Origin of the sequence: Streptacidiphilus sp. EB103A, from assembly GCF_041261405.1 — a bacterium.
Lineage (GTDB): Bacteria > Actinomycetota > Actinomycetes > Streptomycetales > Streptomycetaceae > Streptacidiphilus.
This window is the reverse complement of record NZ_JBGCAQ010000007.1, coordinates 43,216-62,377: the sequence shown is the minus strand read 5'-3', so window position 1 is coordinate 62,377 and position 19,162 is coordinate 43,216. Positions and strand designations below refer to the sequence as shown.

The 19,162-nt window shown below is 71.0% G+C and carries 18 protein-coding genes, 1 tRNA gene and 1 pseudogene; 4 read left to right on the top strand and 16 right to left on the bottom strand.

Annotated features, from left to right (window positions below):
• Window positions 1–18: 18 nt before the first annotated feature.
• The 7 genes from ABH941_RS13090 to ABH941_RS13060 form a co-directional block, all read right to left on the bottom strand.
• Complete coding sequence (locus ABH941_RS13090) at window positions 19–1,206, bottom strand: AAA family ATPase (RefSeq protein ID WP_370129145.1); 1,188 nt, start codon at window positions 1,204–1,206, stop codon at window positions 19–21.
• A gap of 60 nt (window positions 1,207–1,266) precedes the next feature.
• Window positions 1,267–2,172, bottom strand: coding sequence for a hypothetical protein (locus tag ABH941_RS13085; RefSeq protein ID WP_370129143.1), 906 nt, complete (start codon window positions 2,170–2,172; stop codon window positions 1,267–1,269).
• A complete protein-coding gene (locus ABH941_RS13080; protein WP_370129141.1) occupies window positions 2,172–2,516 on the bottom strand; it encodes a hypothetical protein in 345 nt (114 codons plus the stop codon). The genes ABH941_RS13085 and ABH941_RS13080 overlap by 1 nt, the downstream gene beginning before the upstream one ends.
• On the bottom strand, window positions 2,513–2,704 hold the full coding sequence (locus ABH941_RS13075) for a hypothetical protein (RefSeq protein WP_370129139.1): 192 nt from the start codon (window positions 2,702–2,704) through the stop codon (window positions 2,513–2,515). Before ABH941_RS13075 ends, ABH941_RS13080 begins: the two co-directional genes overlap by 4 nt.
• Window positions 2,701–3,138: a hypothetical protein gene (locus ABH941_RS13070; RefSeq protein WP_370129137.1), complete on the bottom strand. Its 438-nt coding sequence runs from the start codon at window positions 3,136–3,138 to the stop codon at window positions 2,701–2,703. The genes ABH941_RS13075 and ABH941_RS13070 overlap by 4 nt, the downstream gene beginning before the upstream one ends.
• Before the next feature lie 76 nt (window positions 3,139–3,214).
• Window positions 3,215–3,472 (bottom strand): DNA-binding protein, encoded by a 258-nt coding sequence (locus ABH941_RS13065; RefSeq protein WP_370129135.1) that lies wholly within the window; start codon window positions 3,470–3,472, stop codon window positions 3,215–3,217.
• Window positions 3,469–3,756 (bottom strand): helix-turn-helix domain-containing protein, encoded by a 288-nt coding sequence (locus tag ABH941_RS13060; protein ID WP_370129133.1) that lies wholly within the window; start codon window positions 3,754–3,756, stop codon window positions 3,469–3,471. Before ABH941_RS13060 ends, ABH941_RS13065 begins: the two co-directional genes overlap by 4 nt.
• 283 nt (window positions 3,757–4,039) lie before the next feature.
• On the opposite strand from ABH941_RS13060, the gene ABH941_RS13055 reads away from it, so the two are divergent.
• Window positions 4,040–4,480 carry an XRE family transcriptional regulator gene (locus ABH941_RS13055; protein ID WP_370129131.1) on the top strand — a complete coding sequence of 147 codons (441 nt, stop codon included), beginning with the start codon at window positions 4,040–4,042 and terminating at the stop codon, window positions 4,478–4,480.
• A 372-nt stretch (window positions 4,481–4,852) separates the two neighbouring features.
• Here the strand turns inward: ABH941_RS13055 and ABH941_RS13050 are convergent, their stop codons facing one another.
• The 4 genes and pseudogenes from ABH941_RS13050 to ABH941_RS13035 form a co-directional block, all read right to left on the bottom strand.
• Window positions 4,853–6,136, bottom strand: a complete 1,284-nt coding sequence (locus ABH941_RS13050) for a tyrosine-type recombinase/integrase (RefSeq protein WP_370129129.1) — start codon at window positions 6,134–6,136, stop codon at window positions 4,853–4,855.
• A gap of 107 nt (window positions 6,137–6,243) precedes the next feature.
• Window positions 6,244–6,319, bottom strand: a tRNA-His gene (locus ABH941_RS13045).
• Between the two features lie 142 nt (window positions 6,320–6,461).
• The gene (gene orn, locus ABH941_RS13040; protein ID WP_370129127.1) at window positions 6,462–7,064 is read right to left on the bottom strand and encodes an oligoribonuclease; all 603 of its coding nucleotides are present in this window, start codon (window positions 7,062–7,064) and stop codon (window positions 6,462–6,464) included.
• 757 nt (window positions 7,065–7,821) lie between these two features.
• Window positions 7,822–8,779: pseudogene (locus ABH941_RS13035) on the bottom strand (GlxA family transcriptional regulator); the annotation flags it as partial.
• A gap of 763 nt (window positions 8,780–9,542) precedes the next feature.
• Here ABH941_RS13035 and ABH941_RS13030 point away from each other — a divergent pair.
• Window positions 9,543–10,397 carry a GNAT family N-acetyltransferase gene (locus ABH941_RS13030; protein ID WP_370129124.1) on the top strand — a complete coding sequence of 285 codons (855 nt, stop codon included), beginning with the start codon at window positions 9,543–9,545 and terminating at the stop codon, window positions 10,395–10,397.
• Here ABH941_RS13030 and ABH941_RS13025 read toward each other — a convergent pair.
• Window positions 10,313–11,098: an HAD family hydrolase gene (locus ABH941_RS13025; RefSeq protein ID WP_370129122.1), complete on the bottom strand. Its 786-nt coding sequence runs from the start codon at window positions 11,096–11,098 to the stop codon at window positions 10,313–10,315. The two genes, ABH941_RS13030 and ABH941_RS13025, sit on opposite strands and share 85 nt — an antisense overlap.
• Before the next feature lie 632 nt (window positions 11,099–11,730).
• Between ABH941_RS13025 and ABH941_RS13020 the strand changes: the two genes are divergently transcribed.
• Complete coding sequence (locus ABH941_RS13020) at window positions 11,731–12,198, top strand: universal stress protein (RefSeq protein WP_051724919.1); 468 nt, start codon at window positions 11,731–11,733, stop codon at window positions 12,196–12,198.
• A gap of 76 nt (window positions 12,199–12,274) precedes the next feature.
• On the opposite strand, the gene ABH941_RS13015 is transcribed toward ABH941_RS13020, so the two are convergent.
• The 4 genes from ABH941_RS13015 to ABH941_RS13000 are packed head-to-tail and all read right to left on the bottom strand — an operon-like array spanning window position 12,275 to window position 18,330.
• Window positions 12,275–13,462: an acyl-CoA dehydrogenase family protein gene (locus ABH941_RS13015; RefSeq protein ID WP_134004783.1), complete on the bottom strand. Its 1,188-nt coding sequence runs from the start codon at window positions 13,460–13,462 to the stop codon at window positions 12,275–12,277.
• Between the two features lie 43 nt (window positions 13,463–13,505).
• A complete protein-coding gene (locus ABH941_RS13010) occupies window positions 13,506–14,486 on the bottom strand; it encodes a hydroxymethylglutaryl-CoA lyase (RefSeq protein ID WP_370129484.1) in 981 nt (326 codons plus the stop codon).
• A 14-nt stretch (window positions 14,487–14,500) separates the two neighbouring features.
• The gene (locus ABH941_RS13005) at window positions 14,501–16,642 is read right to left on the bottom strand and encodes a biotin carboxylase N-terminal domain-containing protein (RefSeq protein WP_370129119.1); all 2,142 of its coding nucleotides are present in this window, start codon (window positions 16,640–16,642) and stop codon (window positions 14,501–14,503) included.
• A 29-nt stretch (window positions 16,643–16,671) separates the two neighbouring features.
• Window positions 16,672–18,330 (bottom strand): carboxyl transferase domain-containing protein, encoded by a 1,659-nt coding sequence (locus ABH941_RS13000; protein ID WP_370129117.1) that lies wholly within the window; start codon window positions 18,328–18,330, stop codon window positions 16,672–16,674.
• A 95-nt stretch (window positions 18,331–18,425) separates the two neighbouring features.
• Between ABH941_RS13000 and ABH941_RS12995 the strand changes: the two genes are divergently transcribed.
• Entirely contained in the window at window positions 18,426–19,025 is a 600-nt protein-coding gene (locus tag ABH941_RS12995; protein WP_370129115.1) for a TetR/AcrR family transcriptional regulator, read from the top strand.
• Window positions 19,026–19,162: the final 137 nt, after the last annotated feature.

Here is a 19,162-nt window from a genome sequence, read left to right as displayed (position 1 = left end):
GCCCGCGATTCGGATGGCTCAGGCGGAGGCGGCGAGCGCCGGGGTGTCCTGGAGGTGGTTGATGAGCTGCTGGATCTCGGCGTACGTCAGCTCGTTGCGGGATTCGATCGGCCGGCCGATGACGCCGGTGACGTACTCCAGAACCTCGGCGCGCTCTGTCAGCCCGGCCTTCTTCAGCAGGGCGTGCATCATGCGCATCTGCGGCGCGGTCGCCATGGACGGCTGCTGCGGCGCGGCCTCGGGCGCCTGCGGCTCCGGAGCGGGCGGGGCCGGCTGCGCGGGCGCAGGCGTCGGGACCGCGGGCGCGGCTGCCGGGGCACTGGGCCGCAGCAGGGAGCCGAACTCCTTGATGAGGTCGCCGAGCGGAACCATCTGCTTCGTCAGCGGGTGCTCGACCGCGGCGGCGTGCAGGCCACGCTGACCGGCGCGGGCGAACAGGTCCAGGGCGCCTGCGTAGGTCAGATCGTCGGCCATCAGCCCCTGGAGGATGATCTCCACCGGGTCCACACCCTGGCCGAGCTGCTCAAGGATGATCTCGGCCAGTTCCTCGCCGGGGTGGTGGATCGTCAGGTTCTCCAGCGGCGGGTACCGGGTCTTGGTGACGGTGCCGGTGCCCTCCACCATGTCGAGGATGAGGCCGAGCTCGTACTCGGCGCCCTCGCGCTGGATGGCCTTCACGCCGACCTTCGTGACCTTCTTGCCCTCGATCACGTAGTCGCCCTTGGTACGCATCGTGGCGATGAGGTGGCCCTTGAAGTTGAGCAGGGCGTCCAACATGTCCTGCTCAATGGGGTTTCCCGTGCGCCAGCCGCCGAAGCTGCCCCCGGCGCCCGGGGCGCGGCCAGCGGTCTCCACGATCTCCAGAAGGCCGCCCTTGCCGTTCCAGAAGTGCGACCAGGAGTCCACGATGAGGACGGCGATCCCTGCCTGCTCGGCGACCTTGACGGCCTCGATGAGGGTGCGGGGGTCGTGGGTGTCCATGGGCATGTGGCCGAACACGTGGCCGCCGAGCTCGGGCTTGCTGGGCACGGGGGCGTAGGTGAGTGCGGAGCCGCGCTCGGTGTCGATGACGCCGATGGTGCCGCCCCTGGCGAGACCTTCGGCGATGCAGAGGGCGGACTTGGTCTTGCCGGATCCGGCGGGGCCCTGGAGGCCGATACGGGCGCGGGCCTGCTCGCGGGTGGCGGGGGCGAAGGAGAGAGTCATGTTCTGTCCGTTCGGTGGGCCGGGCGGCGGGTGGTCAGCCGCCCGGCAAGTGAGCGATGGTCAGGTGGCGTCGTCGGCGATGAGGCGCTTGACCTCGGGCCAGCGCGCGGACACGGCGGTGAGCAACTCGCGCTCGTGTTCCATGGCTGCGAGGTCCCGCTCCCACTGGTCGTCGTCCCGCCACGACCGGATTTCGGTCTCCAGCAGGCCGTCGAGCATCGTCGGCTCCAGGGCGTCCAGCTCCCAGCTGCTGCGGCCGAACAGGCTGATGTAGCCCGTGGCGCGGGAGTCCGTCAGCTTTGCCGGGTTGGGCGGCGGGTTGTACTGCTCGACCTGCGGCATGTTCAGGGCGATCCGGCGCACCTCAGCCGTGCTGCCGAAGAGGTTCAGTCGGTCCTGGATGTCCCGGGTCATGTCGACTCCGGACGGGTCGTGGTCGCCTAGGTGCACGACGATCGGCTTCTGCCCATGGTGCTCGTACCGCGACAGCCGCATCGCAGCGCTCCACAGCTCGGACTGGGAGGTATAGCCGCGGCAGGAGAAGTAGTTGACGTCATTGCGCTGGCAGACGCCCGTGATGACGCCGACCAGCGCGTCCTTCTCGATCCACACCTCCACCCGGTTGGGCTGGTTGGCCCAGAGCTCCGTGCGGTAGCCGTGGGCCACGGACCGGATGATCTGCTCGGGGTTGGTCCAGTGGGAGAGGCCGCGCAGGTTGCGGGTGCGGTCGACGATGTGGTCCCAGTCGAGTTCCCCTGCGAGGCGGGCGTCGTTGATGACGCTGCCCAGCCGCTTGTACTCGGTCTGCTTGTTGGCGATGTAGCCGCGGGCGACGAACTGGTAGTAGAGCTGCCTCAGGGTCAGGTCGAAGCCCTGCGCGGCGTACTCACGGCAGATGTCGTCCGCGGTGCGGATCAGGTCGAGATGGGCCGAGCTGAAGGTCTTCGGGAGGTAGGGGATGCGCATCAGCGAGCCACGCCTTCCTGGTCGGTGGTGGGCCGCTGAAGCTGCTTCAGCTGCTGGCGGAGCTCCTTGTTCTGGAGCCGCGCCGTCTCTGCCTCGGCGAACAACCTGCGGATCAGCGCGTCCGGGTTGGCGAGGGCGGCCGGGAGGCGGCGGAGGGTCAGTTCGGCCACCAGCGCGCGGTGCCGCCAGCCACGGTATGCGGCCTCGCACTCGCCGAGCCGCTGGCGCAGGGCGACCACCTCGGTGAGCAGCTGCTCGGCCGTCGGACCGGTCGGTGCGGCGGGCGCCGACGGGACCGGCGGCACGAAGGCGTGCTTCCGAGAGCGGATCGTGGGCAGGCTCATCGCGGCATCTCCGTACCGGTGCGGGGGGCGGCGTGTCGGCCCATGGACACCGGGGGCCGGACGGGGTGCGGGTGCCCGGCGGCGGGACCGTTGATGGTCTCGGCGGCACGGGCGAAGTAGTGCTCACTGACGCCGAGGATCACGAAGATCACCAGGACCACGGCGGCGAGAGCCAGCAGCGCGATCACAGGACGTCGCCGTTGCACTGACCGGTGCAGGTGCAGCGGTGGTCCACGTCGACCTCCACGGCCACCGGGACGCCGCCCACCACGCACGTCGCGCGCAGCTTGATCCGCGACCCGTAGTCCCTGGTCTCCGTGATCTCCGCTCCGAGGGCCTTGGCCCACTCGTTCAAGCGCTGCCGCTTCTCGTGGGTCGGCGAGTCGTAGTCGCGGGCCAGGGTGCCGTTGAGTGTGGCCGGCGTGGTCGGTCCGGCGCTGTTGAAGAACCAGTAGCCGATCGGGTGCAGCGGCAGCCCCTCGATCCGGACGTACACCTCGGTCATGGCCGCGGCCAACTTCGCGTAGGTCTCGGAGGCGATGGCGTTTGCCTCGATTCGCCGGGCCAGGACCGCGTCTGCGGTCGGAGTCTTGCGTCGGGCGACTTCGGTACTCTGGGACATGCGTCCCCTCCTTGCTGGTTGTGAGGTGGGCGGGCCGATCCGGGTGCGACCGGGTCGGCCTTCTGTACGTCAGGGGTCAGGCGTTGGCTGCGCTGCGATGCCGGGCCGGTGCGGGCTTCAGATCCAGCAGCAGCCCGGGAAGGCCGGCCACGGGCGGCACCTCGTCGGAGGCCGGGCGCACGCGGTGCATTTCCCGGATCTCCTCCAGGTCCGCGTCCGAGAAGCGGACGTACGACCCGAACTCGGTGTGCGGCAGCTCGGCCTTGTGCTTCGCCAGCCAGCTCTCTGGGATGTTGAGCTCGATCGCGGCCTCGGCGTAGGTGTGCATCCTCATGCGCTCACCGCGCTGACCAGCGGCTTTGCATGCGCGGCGTGGGTCGGTGGCGCAAAAAGCACCAAGACACCAACGCCCAAGCGGTCGCATATGCCATGAGCAACGTCCATCGGCACCGACTGCTGCACTCCGGAGAGCAGCTGGCCGATGGTCTGGTGAGGGATGCCGACCGCGTCGGCGAGCTCGCGGTGGCTGACCGACTGGCCGGTGCTGGTGCGCTGCATGAGCCTGCGCAGCAGGTCAGCATCGACAAGTCGATAGCGAGGCGAGGGAGTGGCAAGCAAGGCCGTCCACCTCCGTAGTCATGGTGACCACTTTTGCGGTCAACAAGAGCCTGCCACATCCATAGGCACTCTGTCCATAAAAGTGGTCAGCCGAAAGGTGAGAGGTGGTCTGGATCGAGACAAGAGTGCCGCGCGCCCTGTTGTGCGCTGTCTACATCGGTAGACACTCTGTCTATAACGGCGAACATGTCACGCCCGTGAGCAGCAAAGGGACGGCTGTGACGTGTGATGCCTATGGACACGCGTGTTTGCAATGAGTGGGAGAGGCGGCAGGATGTCCCTCATGGCTGAGCAGGCAACTCGAACCGATCTGTCCGATCTCGTCCGCACTCGGCGGATCGAGCTCGGCCTCAGCGGGCGCGCCCTCCACAGGCGGTGCATCCGCCCCGGCGACAGTGAGCCCGCCTTCGGGCACGAGTGGCTGCGGAAGCTGGAGGCGGCCGACCCCTCGGTGAAGACGCCTCGCTTGCCCTACCTGGAGGGGCTGGCCGAGGGTCTGCAAATCCCGCTCCCGGTTGTGCAGCATGCCGCGGTAGCCCAGTTCATGGGCATTGAGCCACAGCGGGACGCTATCTGGTCCCGGGACCGCTCGATCGCCGTGACCGTGGCCCGCATGGAGCAGCTCTCGGAAGCGGACCGCGCGGAGCTCGCGGAGCTCGCGGAGGTGTATACCCGGAGAAAACTGCCGGCACTCCAGGATCAGACAGAACCGGACTCTCAGTAATACTTTTGTGTGCGCTCTAGCCACAATCTCATCACATCGGCATCATGGATGATCCGCCCGGGGGGGCGATCCGCAACACCTGTCACACCGTCACATCCAGCCTCATTGGGGCATTTGTGGCATGCGCCGGGTGGTGTCCTGGGGGCGAGCTATGCCTATCGCGCGGTCCATTGCTGTTGACCACCTGCCCGGTGATCGTGCCGTCGCAGCAGTTCATCGAGAGGACGGCGAAACGATTTTCCTCATCGCGAAGGACAGACCGGCGGAGGAAGTGGCAGCCGACCTCTCGGAGCTGATGCAGCAGGGCATCGACTCGGGCCAGTGGACCCAGAACTGGAGCGGCTTCACACCGCCCCAGCTCCAACGGGCCAGTTAGCCGGCACTCGCCGCGGGGGCCGCCAGTTGCAGCGTCGTAGGTGCAGGCGTTGCGAGGGCGGCCTCCAGCGCGTCGGCCACGTCATCATCGAGGTGCACCAGCAAGTGCCCGTAGCGGTCCACTGTGGTCGTAATGCTCTCGTGGCCAAGCCGCTGCTGGATCTTGGGCAGGGGAATGTTCGCCGCGATCAGCCAGCTCACGTGCGTGTGCCGGATGTCGTGGATGCGCGGCGCCTTCGCGAAACCCTTCTCCTTCGCCCGCGCGACAGCCACAGCCCACCTGCGCAGGTAGAAGTTGCTGTGCCGCCAGGCGTTCCCGGCCGCCGTGGTGAGGAGGTAGTCCTCTCCCTTCTTGCCGATCATCAGCCGCCGAACAAGGGCAAGCAGCGACGGGTTCAGCTTCAACGTCCTGCGGGCCTTCTTCGTCTTCGGCGGCCCCAACTCCATGGTGTTGTCCTCCATCCGCTTCCAGGCACGCTGGATGCGGATGGTGCCCGCTCGGAGGTCGACGTCGCGGTACTGGAGGGCGGTGGCCTCGCCCCAGCGCATCCCGGTACCGATCAGGACGTCGGCGAGGTCGAGCGAGTCACCATCGCAGATGAGCGCGAGCTCGGCACGCAGCCGCTGCCACTCGGCTTCCTCAAGGAACACCATCTCGTCCTCGGTGCCGTCGTCCTTGCGGGGGAGTGTCGTGCCCCGAAACGGGTTGTCGGCGCGCAGCTGCTTGGGCTTCGCCTCCACGGCGGCTTGCGCAATGCTGTAGAGCAGCCCGTGCCTGTTGGCGATGCTCTTGGGCGATGCGGGCTTCCGGAGCCACTTCTCGGGGTCGTCGGGGTCGCGCAGGCCCTTCTCTTCGGCGCGTACCCAGTCCGCCGCGTCGTCCTCGTTGATGTTGAGGACGGAGGGCGCCTCGGTGGAGCCGTCCTCTCGCGTGTGGAGGAGGACGCCGTTGACGTGCAGGCGCATGTCGCGGTGGTAGTCGTGGCGGCTGCGTTCGTCAATGCCGTTGAGACGGTCGATGTAGCGGGCTCCCCAGTCGCTCCAGAGGCGATCGGCGGGGGCGTCGGGCTCGGCCTTCTGCTCAACGAAGCCTCGGCCGCGGACCCACCCCTCGGGCCACTGCTGGCCGGCCAGGTCGACCAGGCCCCGGAAGACCTCGGCGGCCGTAGGGTCGTTGAACTTCTCGCTCTGCTCGGCTCCGTCGCGGGCGCCGCCGGTGCGCCAGCGGACGACGTAGGCGGTGGTGTTGTCCTTGCGGGGACGCTCTCGGATGCTCGCCATGGGGGGACGATAGGCCGATTTAAAGATCATGTGTGGCCCGTGTGTGGCCACGGATCTGACAATAGATCAAGGGTCTGACCTAGTTGCAGGTCAGACCCTTGATCAGATGGGGTGAGTGACGGGACTTGAACCCGCGACACCCGGGATCACAACCCGGTGCTCTGCCAGCTGAGCTACACCCACCATCCGCCAGTCGCTTGTCGCGCTGACGGAGATAACTCTACAGGATCCGACCGAGTGCTCACGACCGCCTTTCGGCGTGGCTGCGACCCTGTTGCGGTCGGCGTCTCGGCTGGTCAGGCCGGGGTGTGCGAAGGCGGCGAGGCTAGGCCGGGGGCAGTTCGTAGCGGGCGGCGATGGCGCGGGCCGCGTCGGTGTCGGGGCCCGGCGCCGGGACGAAGACGGCCTCGCGGTAGAACTTCAGCTCCGCGATGCTCTCCCTGATATCCGCCAGGGCGCGGTGGTTCCCCTGCTTCTTGGGGCTGTTGTAGTAGGTCCGCGGGTACCAGCGCCGGGCCAGTTCCTTGATCGAGGAGACGTCGACGATCCGGTAGTGCAGGTGGCTCTCCAGCGCGGACATGTCCCGGGCGAGGAAGCCGCGGTCCGTCGACACGGAGTTTCCGCACAGCGGAGCCTTGCCGGCCTCCGGCACATGCTCGCGCACATAGGCGAGCACCTGGGCCTCGGCCTCGGCGAGGGTGACGCCCTGCTCCAGCTCGTCCAGCAGGCCGGAGGAGGTGTGCATGGCGCGCACGACGTCGGGCATGTTGGCGACCGCCTCGGCCGGGGGACGGACGACGATGTCGACCCCTTCGCCCAGAATGTTGAGCTCGGAGTCGGTGACCAGGGCGGCGACCTCGACCAGCGCGTCGGTCTCGAGGCTGAGCCCTGTCATCTCGCAGTCGATCCAGACCATGCGATCGTTCACGTGCCTTCACCGTCCTGGTGGGAGTGCGCCTGTGCCAGGACCGGGCGGTCCCGCAGGATCGATCATCTGCCGGATCACGCCCAAAGCAAACCCGGCACGGCCCCCTCGGGTCGGTCCTGGGACCGAGCGGGCCGGGAGCCGGGCTGTGAAGCGTATCGCGGGCAGGCCGCCGGGGGCCGTGATCGGCCCCCGGACGCCTCCGGTCCTCAGTCCGAGGCGCGCTGCTGCGCCGCGACCCTGGCTGTGGTGACAGGCCCGCCGGTGACAGGCCCGCCGGTGACAGGCCCGCCGTTGGCGGGACCGCCGTTCCCAGGCCCGCCGCTCCCGCGCCCGCCGTTTGCACCTCCGCCGTCCGGACGCCCGCGTGCGGGCAGGACGCCGGGGGGAGCGGTCGTGGGCCCGGCGCCTGGCCCGGCCGTGGGGCCGCCGTGCGATCCGTCACGGGGCTCCGGTACGGCGGACTCGCGGCGGCCCCGCGCACCCGCCTCCGTTCGGCCGTCCTCCGCTGCTGCGTGGTCGGTCGCGTCCGGGCGTCCGCCCCGGGGCCGGGCGCCCACCCGGCCGGTGCGGGACGCACGGGACTGGCCGGGAACCCGTCCCTGGTCGCCGCGGGCGTCCGGGACCCCCGGGTTCCCGCCCTGCCCGGGCGGCGGTGTCGCGACCGGGTTCCCGCCCTCCTCGGTGGTGAAGGGCGGCAGCCCGGACAGTCCGCCCAGCCCCGCCGCGATGACCGAGGGCGCCGAGGCTCCGTCGGCCGCACCGGGCTGTGGGCGACGTGCCCTGAACGCAGTCCGGTAGACGGCCGGGGACATGCCCAGCTGCCGACGGAAGTGGCCGCGCAGCGCCACCGGGGAGCGGAAGCCGCAGCGCCTGGCCACCTCGTCCACGGAGGCCTCGGTGGTCTCCAGCAGCCGCTGCGCCTGCAGCACCCGCTGGGAGATCAGCCACTGGAGTGGAGCGCTCCCGGTGAGCGAGCGGAACCGGCGGTCGAAGGTGCGCCGGCTCATATAGGCGCGGGCGGCCAGAGCCTCGACGTCGAACTGCTTGGAGAGGTTGTCCAGGGCCCAGGTCACCACCTCGGCGAGCGGGTCGTTGCCGATTTCCTCAGGTAAAGAACGGTCGATGTACTGGGCCTGCCCTCCGGAGCGGCGTGCGGGCACGACCAGCCGACGGGCCAGGGCGGCCGCGGCCTCGGCGCCGTGGTCGGTCCGCACCACATGCAGGCAGAGGTCGATCCCGGCGGCGGTGCCGGCGCTGGTGAGCACGTCGCCGTCGTCGATGAACAGCTCCCTCGGGTCGACCTGGACCTGCGGATAGCGCTTGGCGAGGGTGGGCGCGTACATCCAGTGGGTGGTGGCGGGCCGTCCGTCGAGCAGTCCTGCCGCCGCGAGGACGAAGGCGCCGGTGCAGAGACCGATGATGCGGGCGCCCTCCTGGTGGGCCTTGCGCAGAGCGGCGAGCGCCTCGGGAGGCGGGAGTTGGGCGGCGGAGCGCCAGGCGGGGACGACCACCGTGCCGGCCCTGGCGAGGGACTCCAGGCCGTGCGGCGCGGTCATGGTCAGTCCGCCGGTGGTGGCCAGCGGGCCGTCCTCGCCGGCGCAGACCAGCAGCCGGTAGCGGGGGACGCCGGCGTCCTGGCGATCGACGCCGAAGACCGAGAGCGGGATGGAGCTCTCGAAGATCGGGGCGCCGCTGAAGAGCAACACGGCGACGATCTCGGGGCGGCGCCGCCCGGAGAGCTTGCGGGCCGCTCCGGCCGGGGCCGGGGGCTCGCCGCCGGTGCCGCCCGGCGGGGTTGTTTCGGCGCCCGCGCCCACGGCACTGCCGCGGGCAGGGGTGGAGACCGAGCCGTCCGCTGACGCGGCGTTCCTGCTGACCCTGCTCAAGGCGCTCCGGCCCCCCTCGGTCGTGTGTCTGCCCGACGTGGCGGATGTGTCTTGCGGAGTCCCCGGTCGACCTCCGGGGCTGCCGTCCGCACGGTCCACGTCTGCGACGTCATGGTTGTCCGGTCCTGTGCTGCATTGCGCGGCCCCCCGCTCTTGCCAAGATCGAATCTACTGGGTCCAGGGTTGCTGGTGCGACAAGTTCACCATCCGACGCTATGTCGATAAGGCAATTTGGCGTGAAGCATTCGATCACCGAGGGTGGCATCCGCCGGGCCCCCGGGGAAGAGGGCGTGTCAGGCACTGGCCAGTTGTCGCACGGCCGCCTGCCCGCCCTGGGAGATTCCGCTGCTCAGTCGGTACGTCTGGGCTGCGACGAAGCGCAATCCGGATGGGGCGTCCTGAAGTTGACCGAAAAACAGCCATCGGGAGCACGAGAGGGTGCACGGAGGTGCGCGGGGCGCGCATGGGGCGCATGGATCGGGGCCAACGGCGCCCAATGCGCGGCGAAACCGCCGAACCGGCCGAACCGGAAGGCCAACGGCCCGGCGGCGGGGGTGATCCGGAGCGAAGCGGCGGCGGATAGCATCGGCCGATGGAGCCACGGACTCGCCTCGAACTGGCCAATGACAATGCGGCCGGGCAGTGGCTGGCACTCGCCGGCGTCGAGGGCTGGGAGGCCCGTAGCGCTCCCGGCTGGACCGCGGTCCGCTGCGAAGGCGGCAGCGGCAACGCCCACCAGGTCCAGATCACCAGGGCCCCCGCCGACGCGGCCGCGCTGACCGAGGAACTCGTCGCGCTGTTCCGTGGCTGGAACACCCGCTGGCTCTCCCTGGTCGACCCCTACGGAGCGGTCGACCTCTCCCGCTTCGGATGCGAGCGGGCCCTGCCGACACCGGTGATGGTCCGGGATCCGGGGCCGGTGCCGCCCCGAGCGGGACGGCGCCGGCCGGGCCCGGTGGCGGGCTCCACGGCGGGCCCTGCGGCGCATCCCGGGGCGGGCCCGGCCTCGGCCCCGGCGACCGAGGTGGTCGAGGCCCGGCGGGAGAGCGAACTGGCGGACGTGGAACGGGTGGTGGTCGAAGGCTTCCCGGTCGCCGCGCGGATGCCCTGGCGGCGCGGGGAGACCTTTCCCGCGGGCTGGAACGCCCTCGGCGGACGCCGTTCCTGGCTGGTCCGGCTCCGGGGGGAGCCGGCCGGGGCCTGCGTGTCCTGGGACGACGGCAGCTCGGTGGGGGTGTACTGGGTGGCCGTGCTGCCCGAGCACCGATCCCGGGGGATCGCCAGGGAGTTGATGGCGACGGTCCTGCTGGCCCACGCCGACCGCCCGGCGGTGCTGAGCGCGACGCTGCTGGGCGAGCCGCTCTACCGCCGACTGGGCTTCGTCGAGCAGGGGGTGGCCACGTGGTGGCGGTACCCGGGGACGGGACCGGGCGCGCCCCGGGAGTAGCCGCGGGGATAGCGCCCCCGGTCGGGTCGGTGCAGGTCCTCCTCGGCCAGGACGAGGGCGACGGCCTCGGGCAGGTTGCGGGCCGTGAGGGTGGGACGGTAGCCGGTCTCGCCCCAGGGCCGCCCGTGGTCGATCCAGACGCTGCGCATGCCGGACACCGCGGCCCCGGCGATGTCGGCCGGGGCGTGGTCCCCGATCATCCACGCGGAGGCCGTCCAGTCGGCCGCGGTGTCCACCCCGCAGCGCTCGGCGGCCAGATGGAAGATGCGGGGGTCCGGCTTGGCGCAGCCCACCTCTTCCGAGATGGTGCAGCCGTCCACGAGTTCGGCCAGCCCGGTTCGTTCGATCTTGGCGAGCTGCGGCTCGGTCGCCCCGTTGGAGACAATGCCGAGCACCCATCCCGCGGTCCGGGCCAGGCGAAGGGCCTCCAGGTGGTCGGCCGGGCAGGCGATCAGTTCGGTGACGGTGATCCGGTAGTCCTCCAACAGGTCGTCGATCGATTCGGCGAGACCGTAGCGGTCCGCCGCCGCCCGCATCAGGATGGGACGGTCCAGGTAGCCGCCGCAGTCCAGGGTGGTGAACCAGCGGAGATCACCCGGCGGTAACGCCCGCTCCATCAGGAAGCGTGCGGCCCAGCCCTGGAATGCCTGATTTCGGTTGACCAGGGTGTTGTCGAGGTCGAAGAGCAGCAGGGGCGACATGAGCGGATCGTCTCAGCCCGTTGGCATATGCACGAGGCATATTGATCCGACTGACCGAAAAACGGTTGCCAAAGTCGGGCCGCCCGGTATGGCGGACTCATCCCACCCCGCACACACCGTTGCACAAGCGCGGCTCCTCAGGCATGCTCCATGCACGCCCAGGGCGCAGCGCGGACGTGCTGTAGCGCTGCGGCGGCGCGAACGCCTCCCGCGTGCGCGTCCGCCGTCAGCGGTAACTGCACGATCCATGCGCTCCGTGTCTGGGCGCGGACAGATTGTCGCCGTACCCTGGAGGGAAGAGGTCACGCAAGCCACCACTCGGCCTATTCCGATCAGGCAGTTCTGATACAGGACGCGGCACGCAGTGATGGTCTCCCCGGTCCCACAGCCCCTGGGTGTGACCATGCACCACACCCCCGTATCCCACCTCGCCGAAACGACCATACGTCATGGCCGGTTACGACCTTCCAGAGCCAAGTGAAGGCAACCCGGCGGCGCGCCCCACAGGGCCGGCGCCGCAGCAACCTCGGCTGCCCTGGACCAAGTCGAAGTCGCCGAAGTCGGAGCCATCGAAGAGCCCGGCGCCGAATTCCCTGCCCACGCCCGCGTCCCCGACGGGATCCACATCCTCCATGCCCAGTTTCGAATTGCAGTCGCAGACCGTCCGCCCCTGCGATCCGGCATTCCTGCACGGAGTCGTCGTCGGTTTCGACGGCTCCGTCTCCAGCGAGCGCGCCCTGGCCTACGCCGTGGGCATGGCCCGGCGTTCCCGTGTCGGCCTGGTGATCGTGCATGTGGCCAACCGCCTTCCCGCCACGGTGTGGGCGGGTTGTGAGCCCCCTGTCTTCGTCGACGTCCCGGACCACCGCACCGAGGTGCTCGGCCTGGAGCTCGCCTGCTCGGACTTCCTGGGCGACGTCCCCTGGGTGCTGGTGGAGCGCGGTGGGGACATCTGCCACGAACTGGAGGAGGTGGCCCGGGAGTACGCCGCCGACGCCATCGTGGTCGGCGGGACCCATGGCTTCCTGGGCAGGCTGTTCGGTTCCGTGGCCGGCCGGCTGGCGCGGCGCGCCAACAGGCCGGTCGTCGTCATCCCCTGAAGGCCTTCAGGGAGGCATCAGGGCCGTCCGGCGGCCCTGATGGGCACCGGTGCGTCCGGCAGGGGGCGCCGGCGGCTCAGGGACGGCTGTCCTCCATGCCCAACTCGCGGGCGATGAGCATGCGCTGGACCTCGGAGGTCCCCTCGCCGATCTCCAGGATCTTGCTGTCGCGCCAGAAGCGGGCGACGGGGTACTCGTTCATGAAGCCGTAGCCGCCGTGGATCTGGGTGGCCTCGCGGGCATTGGTGACCGCGGCTTCGGAGGAGTGGAGTTTGGCGATCGCTGCCTCCTTCTTGAAGCGCTCGCCGCACAGCAGCCGGGAGGCCGCGTGGTGCCAGGCCAGCCGCGAGGTGTGGGCGCGCATCTCCATGTCGGCGATCTTGAACTGGATGGCCTGGTTGGCGCCGATGGGCTTGCCGAAGGCCCGCCGCTGGGCCGCGTAGCTCAGTGACTCGTCGACGCAGCCCTGGGCCAGACCGGTGGCCAGGGCGGCGATGGCGATGCGGCCCTCGTCGAGGATGCGAAGGAACTGGGCGTAGCCGCGGCCTGCCTCCCCGAGCAGGTTGGCGGCCGGGACACGGCAGTCCGCGAAGGACAACTCCCTGGTGTCCGAGGCGTTCCAGCCGACCTTTGAGTACTTCTTGGATGCCGAGAACCCCGGGGTCCCGGTGGGCACGATGATGGTGGAGATCTCGCGCCGTGGCGAGCCGTCGGGGTTCTTTTCGCTCGAAAGGGTGAGGGCGGCGACGGTGACCAGCCCGGTGATCTCGGTACCGGCGTTGGTGATGAAGCACTTGGAGCCGTTGATGACCCACTCGTCGGTGTCGGCGTCGTAGCGCGCCGTGGTCCGAGTGGCCCCGGCGTCCGACCCGCCCTCGGGCTCGGTCAGCCCGAACGCGCCCAGCATCTCGCCCGAGCACAGCCGGGGCAGCCAGGTGCGCTTCTGCTCCTCCGTGCCGTAGCGGTGGATCGGCATGGCGCCGAGCGAGACCGCCGCCTCCAGGGTGATCGCCACCGAGGAGTCCACCCTGGCCAGCTCCTCCAGGACCAGGCAGAGCGCCAGGTAGTCGCCGCCCATGCCGCCGTACTCCTCCGGGAAGGGCAGCCCGAACAGGCCCATCCGCCCCATCTCGGCGACGATCTCGTAGGGGAACTCGTTGTGCTCGTAGTACTCGCCGATCTTCGGCGCGATGACGTCATGGGCGAACTCGGCGACGGTTCGCCGTAGTTCCTCGTGCTCGGGGGCGAGGCGGTGGTCGAGCATCGTGGTCTCCTGAGGGTGTGGAGGGGCTCGCGAGGGGGCGGGGTCAGCCGGTGAGGGCGCGGACGGCGCGGGAGGGGCTGGGGCGGCCCAGCTCTCCGGCGAGCCAGGCGCTGGTGGCGGCCAGGGCGTCGAGGTCGACGCCGGTCTCGATGCCGAGTCCGTGCAGCATCCAGACCAGGTCCTCGGTGGCGAGGTTGCCGGTCGCGCTCTTGGCGTAGGGGCAGCCGCCCAGGCCGCCGGCCGAGGCGTCCACGGTGCGGACCCCGGCCTGCAGCGCGGCCAGGGTGTTGGCCAGGGCCTGCCCGTAGGTGTCGTGGAAGTGCACGGCCAGCCGCTCGGGGCCGACGCCGCGGGCGGCGAACGCCGCCAGCAGGGCCGCGACCTGGCCCGGGGTGCCGGTGCCGATGGTGTCGCCGAGGCTCAGTTCGGCGCTGCCGAGGTCCAGCAGCGCGCAGCCCACCGAGACCACCTGGTCGACCGGCACCGGACCCTCCCAGGGGTCGCCGAAGGCCATCGACACATAGCTGCGGACCGGGATTCCCGCCTCCGTCGCGCGGCGGATCACCGGTGCGAACATCTCCAGCGACTCCGCGACGGTGCGGTTGAGGTTGCGCCGGGCGAAGCTCTCGGTGGCGCTGGCGAAGACCGCGATGTCGCCGACCCGGTTCGCCAGCGCGCGGTCCAGGCCGCGCTCGTTGGGCACCAGCACCGGCAGCCGCAGCCCGGGATACTTCCCGGGCAGCTCCGCCAGCTGCGGGAACAGCTCCTCGGCGTCGGCCAGTTGGGGCACCCACTTCGGGTGCACGAAGCTCGCCGCCTCGATGGTGCGCAGGCCGGCGGCGGCGAGCCTGGCGATGAACTCGGCCTTGACGGCGACCGGCAGGGCGGTCTTCTCGTTCTGCAGTCCGTCGCGCGGGCCGACCTCGTGGATCCGCACGCTCGCGGGCAGCCCGCCGAGCGGCGCCCGGTCGGGCAGGCCCAGCTGGCTGACGGTGGGCTCGGCGGGCTCCGGCTGCGTGGTCATCGGCTCCGGCGTGGTCATCGCACATCCTCCTCGATCGCTTCGCTCCCGGAAGGGCCGCTCCCGGTCGGCGTGATGACGGCGAGCAGCTCGTCCATGGCGACCGTGCCGCCCGCGACGACCCGCAACTGTTCGACCGTGCCGTCATAGGGGGCGGTGATGACGTGCTCCATCTTCATCGCCTCCAGGATCATCAGCGGCTGACCCTTGGTCACCAGGTCGCCGACGGCGGCCTTGACGACGGTGACGGTGCCGGGCATGGGCGCGTTCAGCGCCGCGGCGCCGGCGCCCGGGCCGCCCAGGGCGAGCTGCTCCAGCGGGTCGTATGGGCGCACGGCCCAGCTGTCGCCGTCCCTGGCCAGCCAGTACGTGCTCCCGCCGTCGGGGTGCCGGTCGACGGCATGGGTGAATCCGCGGGTGACCCCGCCGAGCGAGAGCAGCAGCCGGTCGCCGTCCCGTACGGCACGTGCGGTGAACGCGGCCCGCTCCGGCAGTCGGACCTCGAACCGGCCGTCGTGGACGGGGCGGACCAGGACCGTCACCGGTTCGGCTCCGGTGATTCTCAGGTGGTGCGGCGTCCAGGCGGGTCGGCTGCCGGTGCGCCAGCCGGAGGGCAGCGAGAAGGGGTCGACCCAGCCGTCCGCGCCCGGCACCGGCTCCAGCGCCGCCTGCCGGGCCAGCGCGGTGGCGACCAGGGCCTCGGCGTCGGGCTCCAGGGCCTCTGCGTCGGGCTCCAGGACCCCGGGGCCGGGCTCCGCTCCCGGATTGTCAGTGGCCGCTGCTACGGTCAGTTCCGGGTGGCGCTCGACCAGGCCGGTGTCGAGGCGACCCGCGACCACATCGGGATGCGTGAGCAGCCGGCGCAGATAGCCGGCGTTGGTGATGACTCCGAGCACGCAGGTTTCGGCGAGGGCGGCGCGCAGCCGTCGCAGGGCCGTGTCGCGGTCGGGGCCATGGACGATGATTTTGGCAAGCATGGGGTCGTAGCTGCTGCTGACGGTGGTTCCGAGGGCGAGACCGGAGTCGACCCGGACGCCTTCGCCCGAGGGTTCCCGCAGCAGCAGTACCCGGCCGCCGGTGGGCAGGAAGCCCCGGGCGGGGTCCTCGGCGCAGATCCGCGCCTCCACGGCATGGCCCTGGAAGGCGACGGACTCCTGTGTGAAGGCGAGCGCTTCGCCCGCGGCGACGCGGAGCTGCTGCTCGACCAGGTCGATCCGGGCGCCGTCGACGGTGACGGCGAGCTCGGTGACCGGGTGCTCCACCTGGAGCCTGGTGTTCATCTCCATGAAGAAGTAGGAGGAGGGATCGTCCCCGGGGACGATGAACTCCACGGTGCCCGCCCCCGCGTAGTCGCAGGCCCGCGCCGCCCGTACGGCGGCCTCGCCCATGGCGGCGCGCAGTTCGGGGGTGAGCAGCACGGAAGGGGATTCCTCGATCAGTTTCTGATGGCGCCGCTGCAGGCTGCACTCGCGTTCGCCGAGGTGGACGGTGTTTCCGTGGGTGTCGGCCAGCAGTTGGATCTCGATGTGCCGGGGCCGGTCGATCCAGCGCTCCACCAGGAGGGTGTCGTCGCCGAAGGAGGTGCGGGCCTCGCGGCGGGCGGCGGCGATCTCCTCGGGGAGCGCGGCGTCCTCGCGGACCAGGCGCATGCCCTTGCCGCCGCCGCCGGCCGAGGGCTTGAGCAGCACCGGGAGGCCGATCTCCCGGGCCGCGGCGAGCAGTTCGCCGTCGTCCAGGGCGTCGCCCTCGCTGCCGGGGACCACCGGTACCCCGGCGGCCTGGACCGCCGCCTTGGCGTGGATCTTGTCACCCATCAGCGAGATGGAGGAGGGAGAGGGGCCGATGAAGACCAGCCCGGCCTCGGCGCAGGCCAGGGCGAAGCCGGCGTTCTCGGCGAGGAAGCCGTAGCCGGGGTGCACCGCCTGGGCGCCGGTGCGGCGGGCCGCGGCGAGGATGCGTTCGACATGGAGGTAGCTCTCGGCCGCCGCCGCACTGTCGGCGGGGCCGAGCAGCACCGCGGTGTCGGCGGCCCGGACGTGCGGGGCGTCGGCGTCCGCGCCGCTGTGCACCGCGACCGAGCGCACACCGAGGCGCCGCAGGGTACGGATGACGCGGACCGCGATCTCGCCGCGGTTGGCGACCAGCACGCTGTCGAACATGGGGGTGATCCTCCGTCGGAAGCTGTCTGTCACATGCGAAAGACGCCGTAGGGGCGCGGCTCCGGCAGCGGGGCGTTGGCGCAGGCGCTGAGGGCCAGACCGAGCACGGTCCTGGTGTCCAGCGGGTCGATGATGCCGTCGTCCCAGAGCCGGGCGGTGGCGTAGTAGGCGTTGCCCTGCTGCTCGTACTGGTCCCGGACCGGGCGGCGGAACTCCTCCTCCGCCTCGGTCGACCACTCCTCGCCGCGCAGCTCCAGCTGGTCCCTCCGGACGGTGGCGAGGACCGAGGCGGCCTGCTCGCCGCCCATGACCGAGATCTTGGCCCCCGGCCACATCCACAGGAAGCGGGGTGAGTAGGCCCGGCCGCACATCGAGTAGTTGCCGGCGCCGTAGGAGCCGCCGATCACCACGGTCAGTTTGGGGACCCTGGTCCCGGCCACGGCGGTGACCATCTTGGCGCCGTGCTTGGCGATGCCCCCGGCCTCGTACTGCCGTCCGACCATGAAGCCGGAGATGTTCTGCAGGAAGACCAGCGGGATGCCGCGCTGGTCGCACAGTTCGATGAAGTGGGCGCCCTTCATCGCCGACTCGGCGAAGAGGATGCCGTTGTTGGCGACGACGCCGACCGGATGGCCGTGCAGCCGGGCGAAGCCGGTGACCAGGGTGGGCCCGTACTCGGCCTTGAACTCGGCGAAGCGGCTGCCGTCGACCACGCGGGCGATCACCTCGCGGACGTCGTAGGGGGTGCGCGGGTCGGCGGGCACCGCCCCGTAGAGCGCCCCGGGGTCGACCGCCGGCTCCTCGACCGGGCGCACCGGCCAGGGGCGCGCCGCGCGCGGGCCCAGGCCGGCGATCATGGTGCGCAGCATCGCCAGCGCATGGGCGTCGTTCTCGGCCAGCTGGTCGGTCACGCCCGAGGTCCGGGCGTGCAGTTCGCCGCCGCCCAGCTCCTCCGCGGTGACCACCTCCCCGGTGGCGGCCTTCACCAGCGGGGGACCGCCGAGGAAGATGGTGCCCTGATTGCGGACGATCACGGCCTGGTCGCTCATGGCCGGGACATAGGCGCCGCCCGCGGTACAGGAGCCCAGCACGGCCGCGAGCTGCGGGATGCCCGCCGCGGACAGCCGGGCCTGGTTGTAGAAGATCCGGCCGAAGTGGTCCCGGTCCGGGAACACCTCGTCCTGCATCGGCAGGAAGGCGCCGCCTGAGTCCACCAGGTAGACGCAGGGGAGCCGATTGTCCTGGGCGACCTCCTGGGCGCGCAGGTGCTTCTTCACCGTCATGGGGTAGTAGGTGCCGCCCTTGACCGTGGCGTCGTTGGCGACGACCACCACCTCCCGCCCGGCCACCCGTCCCACGCCGGTGATCAGCCCCGCAGCGGGGGCGTCGCCGCCGTAGAGGCCGTCGGCGGCCAGCGGGGAGAGCTCCAGGAAGGGCGATCCCGGGTCGAGCAGGGTGTCCACGCGTTCGCGCGGCAGCAGCTTGCCGCGTGCGGTGTGGCGGTCCCTGGCCCGGGCGCCGCCGCCCTCGGCCGCGCTCGCGATCCGGGTCCGCAGCTCGGCGACCAGCGCCTGCTGGGCCTGGGCGTTGGCGCGGAACGTCTCGGACGACGGGTCCACCGCGGTGCCGAGAACCGGCGCCGGAGCGGTGGCCCCCGGCACGGTCGCCGATGCGGTCGCGGGTGTCATGGCCACGAGCTCCTCTGCTCACCAGCGCTTGTTAACGACTGTTAACAGCACTGGCCAGGTTAACCACCGATAACCCCGCTGTCTAGGATGGTGGGATGCCGACACCCCCGAGCCCTGTCGAGAACCCGCGCCGCCAACAGATCCGGCGCGAGGCCGCCCGCCTGTTCGCCGCGCGCGGCTTCCTCGGGGTCGGCGTCGACGAGATCGGCCGCGCCGTCGGCATCTCGGGTCCCGGGCTCTACCGGCACTTCGCCGGCAAGGACGCCATGCTCGCGGACCTGCTCGTCGGCATCAGCGAACGACTGCTGGACGAGGGCCGCCGCCGGGTCGACGAGGCCGTGGACGCCCCGGCCGCCCTGGACGCGCTGCTTCAGGGCCATATCGACTTCGCCCTGGACGAGAGCGCGCTGATCACCCTGCACGACCGGGAACTGCTGCACCTCCCGGACGAGGAGCGCCACCGGGTCCGCAGCCTCCAGCGCCAGTACGTCGAACTCTGGGTCGGCGTCGCCCGCGACAGCTTCCCCGGGCTCGGCGCGGACGCCCGCGCCGCCGTCCACGCCGTCTTCGGCCTGCTCAACTCCACGCCCCACAGCGCGGCCGGCCAGAGCGGCGACCTGGCGGACCGCAGTGCGATGGCCGCCCTGCTGCACCGCCTGGCGCTGGGCGCGCTGGGTGCGGCGGCGGGGTCCTGACCGGCCGTCAGGCCGGCGAACGGCCTCGGGGAACAGACGGCGGGCCGAAGATGCTGTCAGTACCAGCAGTGGCCGTCGCGATCGGATGGTCTGCCGAAACTTGGTGGACGACCCACCGCCATACAGTTAGCATCGCT

Bases quoted from the DNA above. Each gene is read 5' to 3' on its own strand.
- ABH941_RS13085 (WP_370129143.1), bottom strand. From the start codon at position 2,172: ATGCGCATCCCCTACCTCCCGAAGACCTTCAGCTCGGCCCATCTCGAC.
- ABH941_RS13025 (WP_370129122.1), bottom strand. From the start codon at position 11,098: ATGTCGCCCCTGCTGCTCTTCGACCTCGACAACACCCTGGTCAACCGA.
- ABH941_RS13000 (WP_370129117.1), bottom strand. From the start codon at position 18,330: ATGACACCCGCGACCGCATCGGCGACCGTGCCGGGGGCCACCGCTCCG.
- ABH941_RS13005 (WP_370129119.1), bottom strand. From the start codon at position 16,642: ATGTTCGACAGCGTGCTGGTCGCCAACCGCGGCGAGATCGCGGTCCGC.
- ABH941_RS13030 (WP_370129124.1), top strand. From the start codon at position 9,543: ATGGAGCCACGGACTCGCCTCGAACTGGCCAATGACAATGCGGCCGGG.
- ABH941_RS13080 (WP_370129141.1), bottom strand. From the start codon at position 2,516: ATGAGCCTGCCCACGATCCGCTCTCGGAAGCACGCCTTCGTGCCGCCG.
- ABH941_RS12995 (WP_370129115.1), top strand. From the start codon at position 18,426: ATGCCGACACCCCCGAGCCCTGTCGAGAACCCGCGCCGCCAACAGATC.
- ABH941_RS13015 (WP_134004783.1), bottom strand. From the start codon at position 13,462: ATGCTCGACCACCGCCTCGCCCCCGAGCACGAGGAACTACGGCGAACC.
- ABH941_RS13070 (WP_370129137.1), bottom strand. From the start codon at position 3,138: ATGTCCCAGAGTACCGAAGTCGCCCGACGCAAGACTCCGACCGCAGAC.
- ABH941_RS13050 (WP_370129129.1), bottom strand. From the start codon at position 6,136: ATGGCGAGCATCCGAGAGCGTCCCCGCAAGGACAACACCACCGCCTAC.
- ABH941_RS13065 (WP_370129135.1), bottom strand. From the start codon at position 3,472: ATGAGGATGCACACCTACGCCGAGGCCGCGATCGAGCTCAACATCCCA.
- ABH941_RS13055 (WP_370129131.1), top strand. From the start codon at position 4,040: ATGGCTGAGCAGGCAACTCGAACCGATCTGTCCGATCTCGTCCGCACT.
- ABH941_RS13010 (WP_370129484.1), bottom strand. From the start codon at position 14,486: ATGACCACGCAGCCGGAGCCCGCCGAGCCCACCGTCAGCCAGCTGGGC.
- ABH941_RS13020 (WP_051724919.1), top strand. From the start codon at position 11,731: ATGCCCAGTTTCGAATTGCAGTCGCAGACCGTCCGCCCCTGCGATCCG.
- ABH941_RS13090 (WP_370129145.1), bottom strand. From the start codon at position 1,206: ATGACTCTCTCCTTCGCCCCCGCCACCCGCGAGCAGGCCCGCGCCCGT.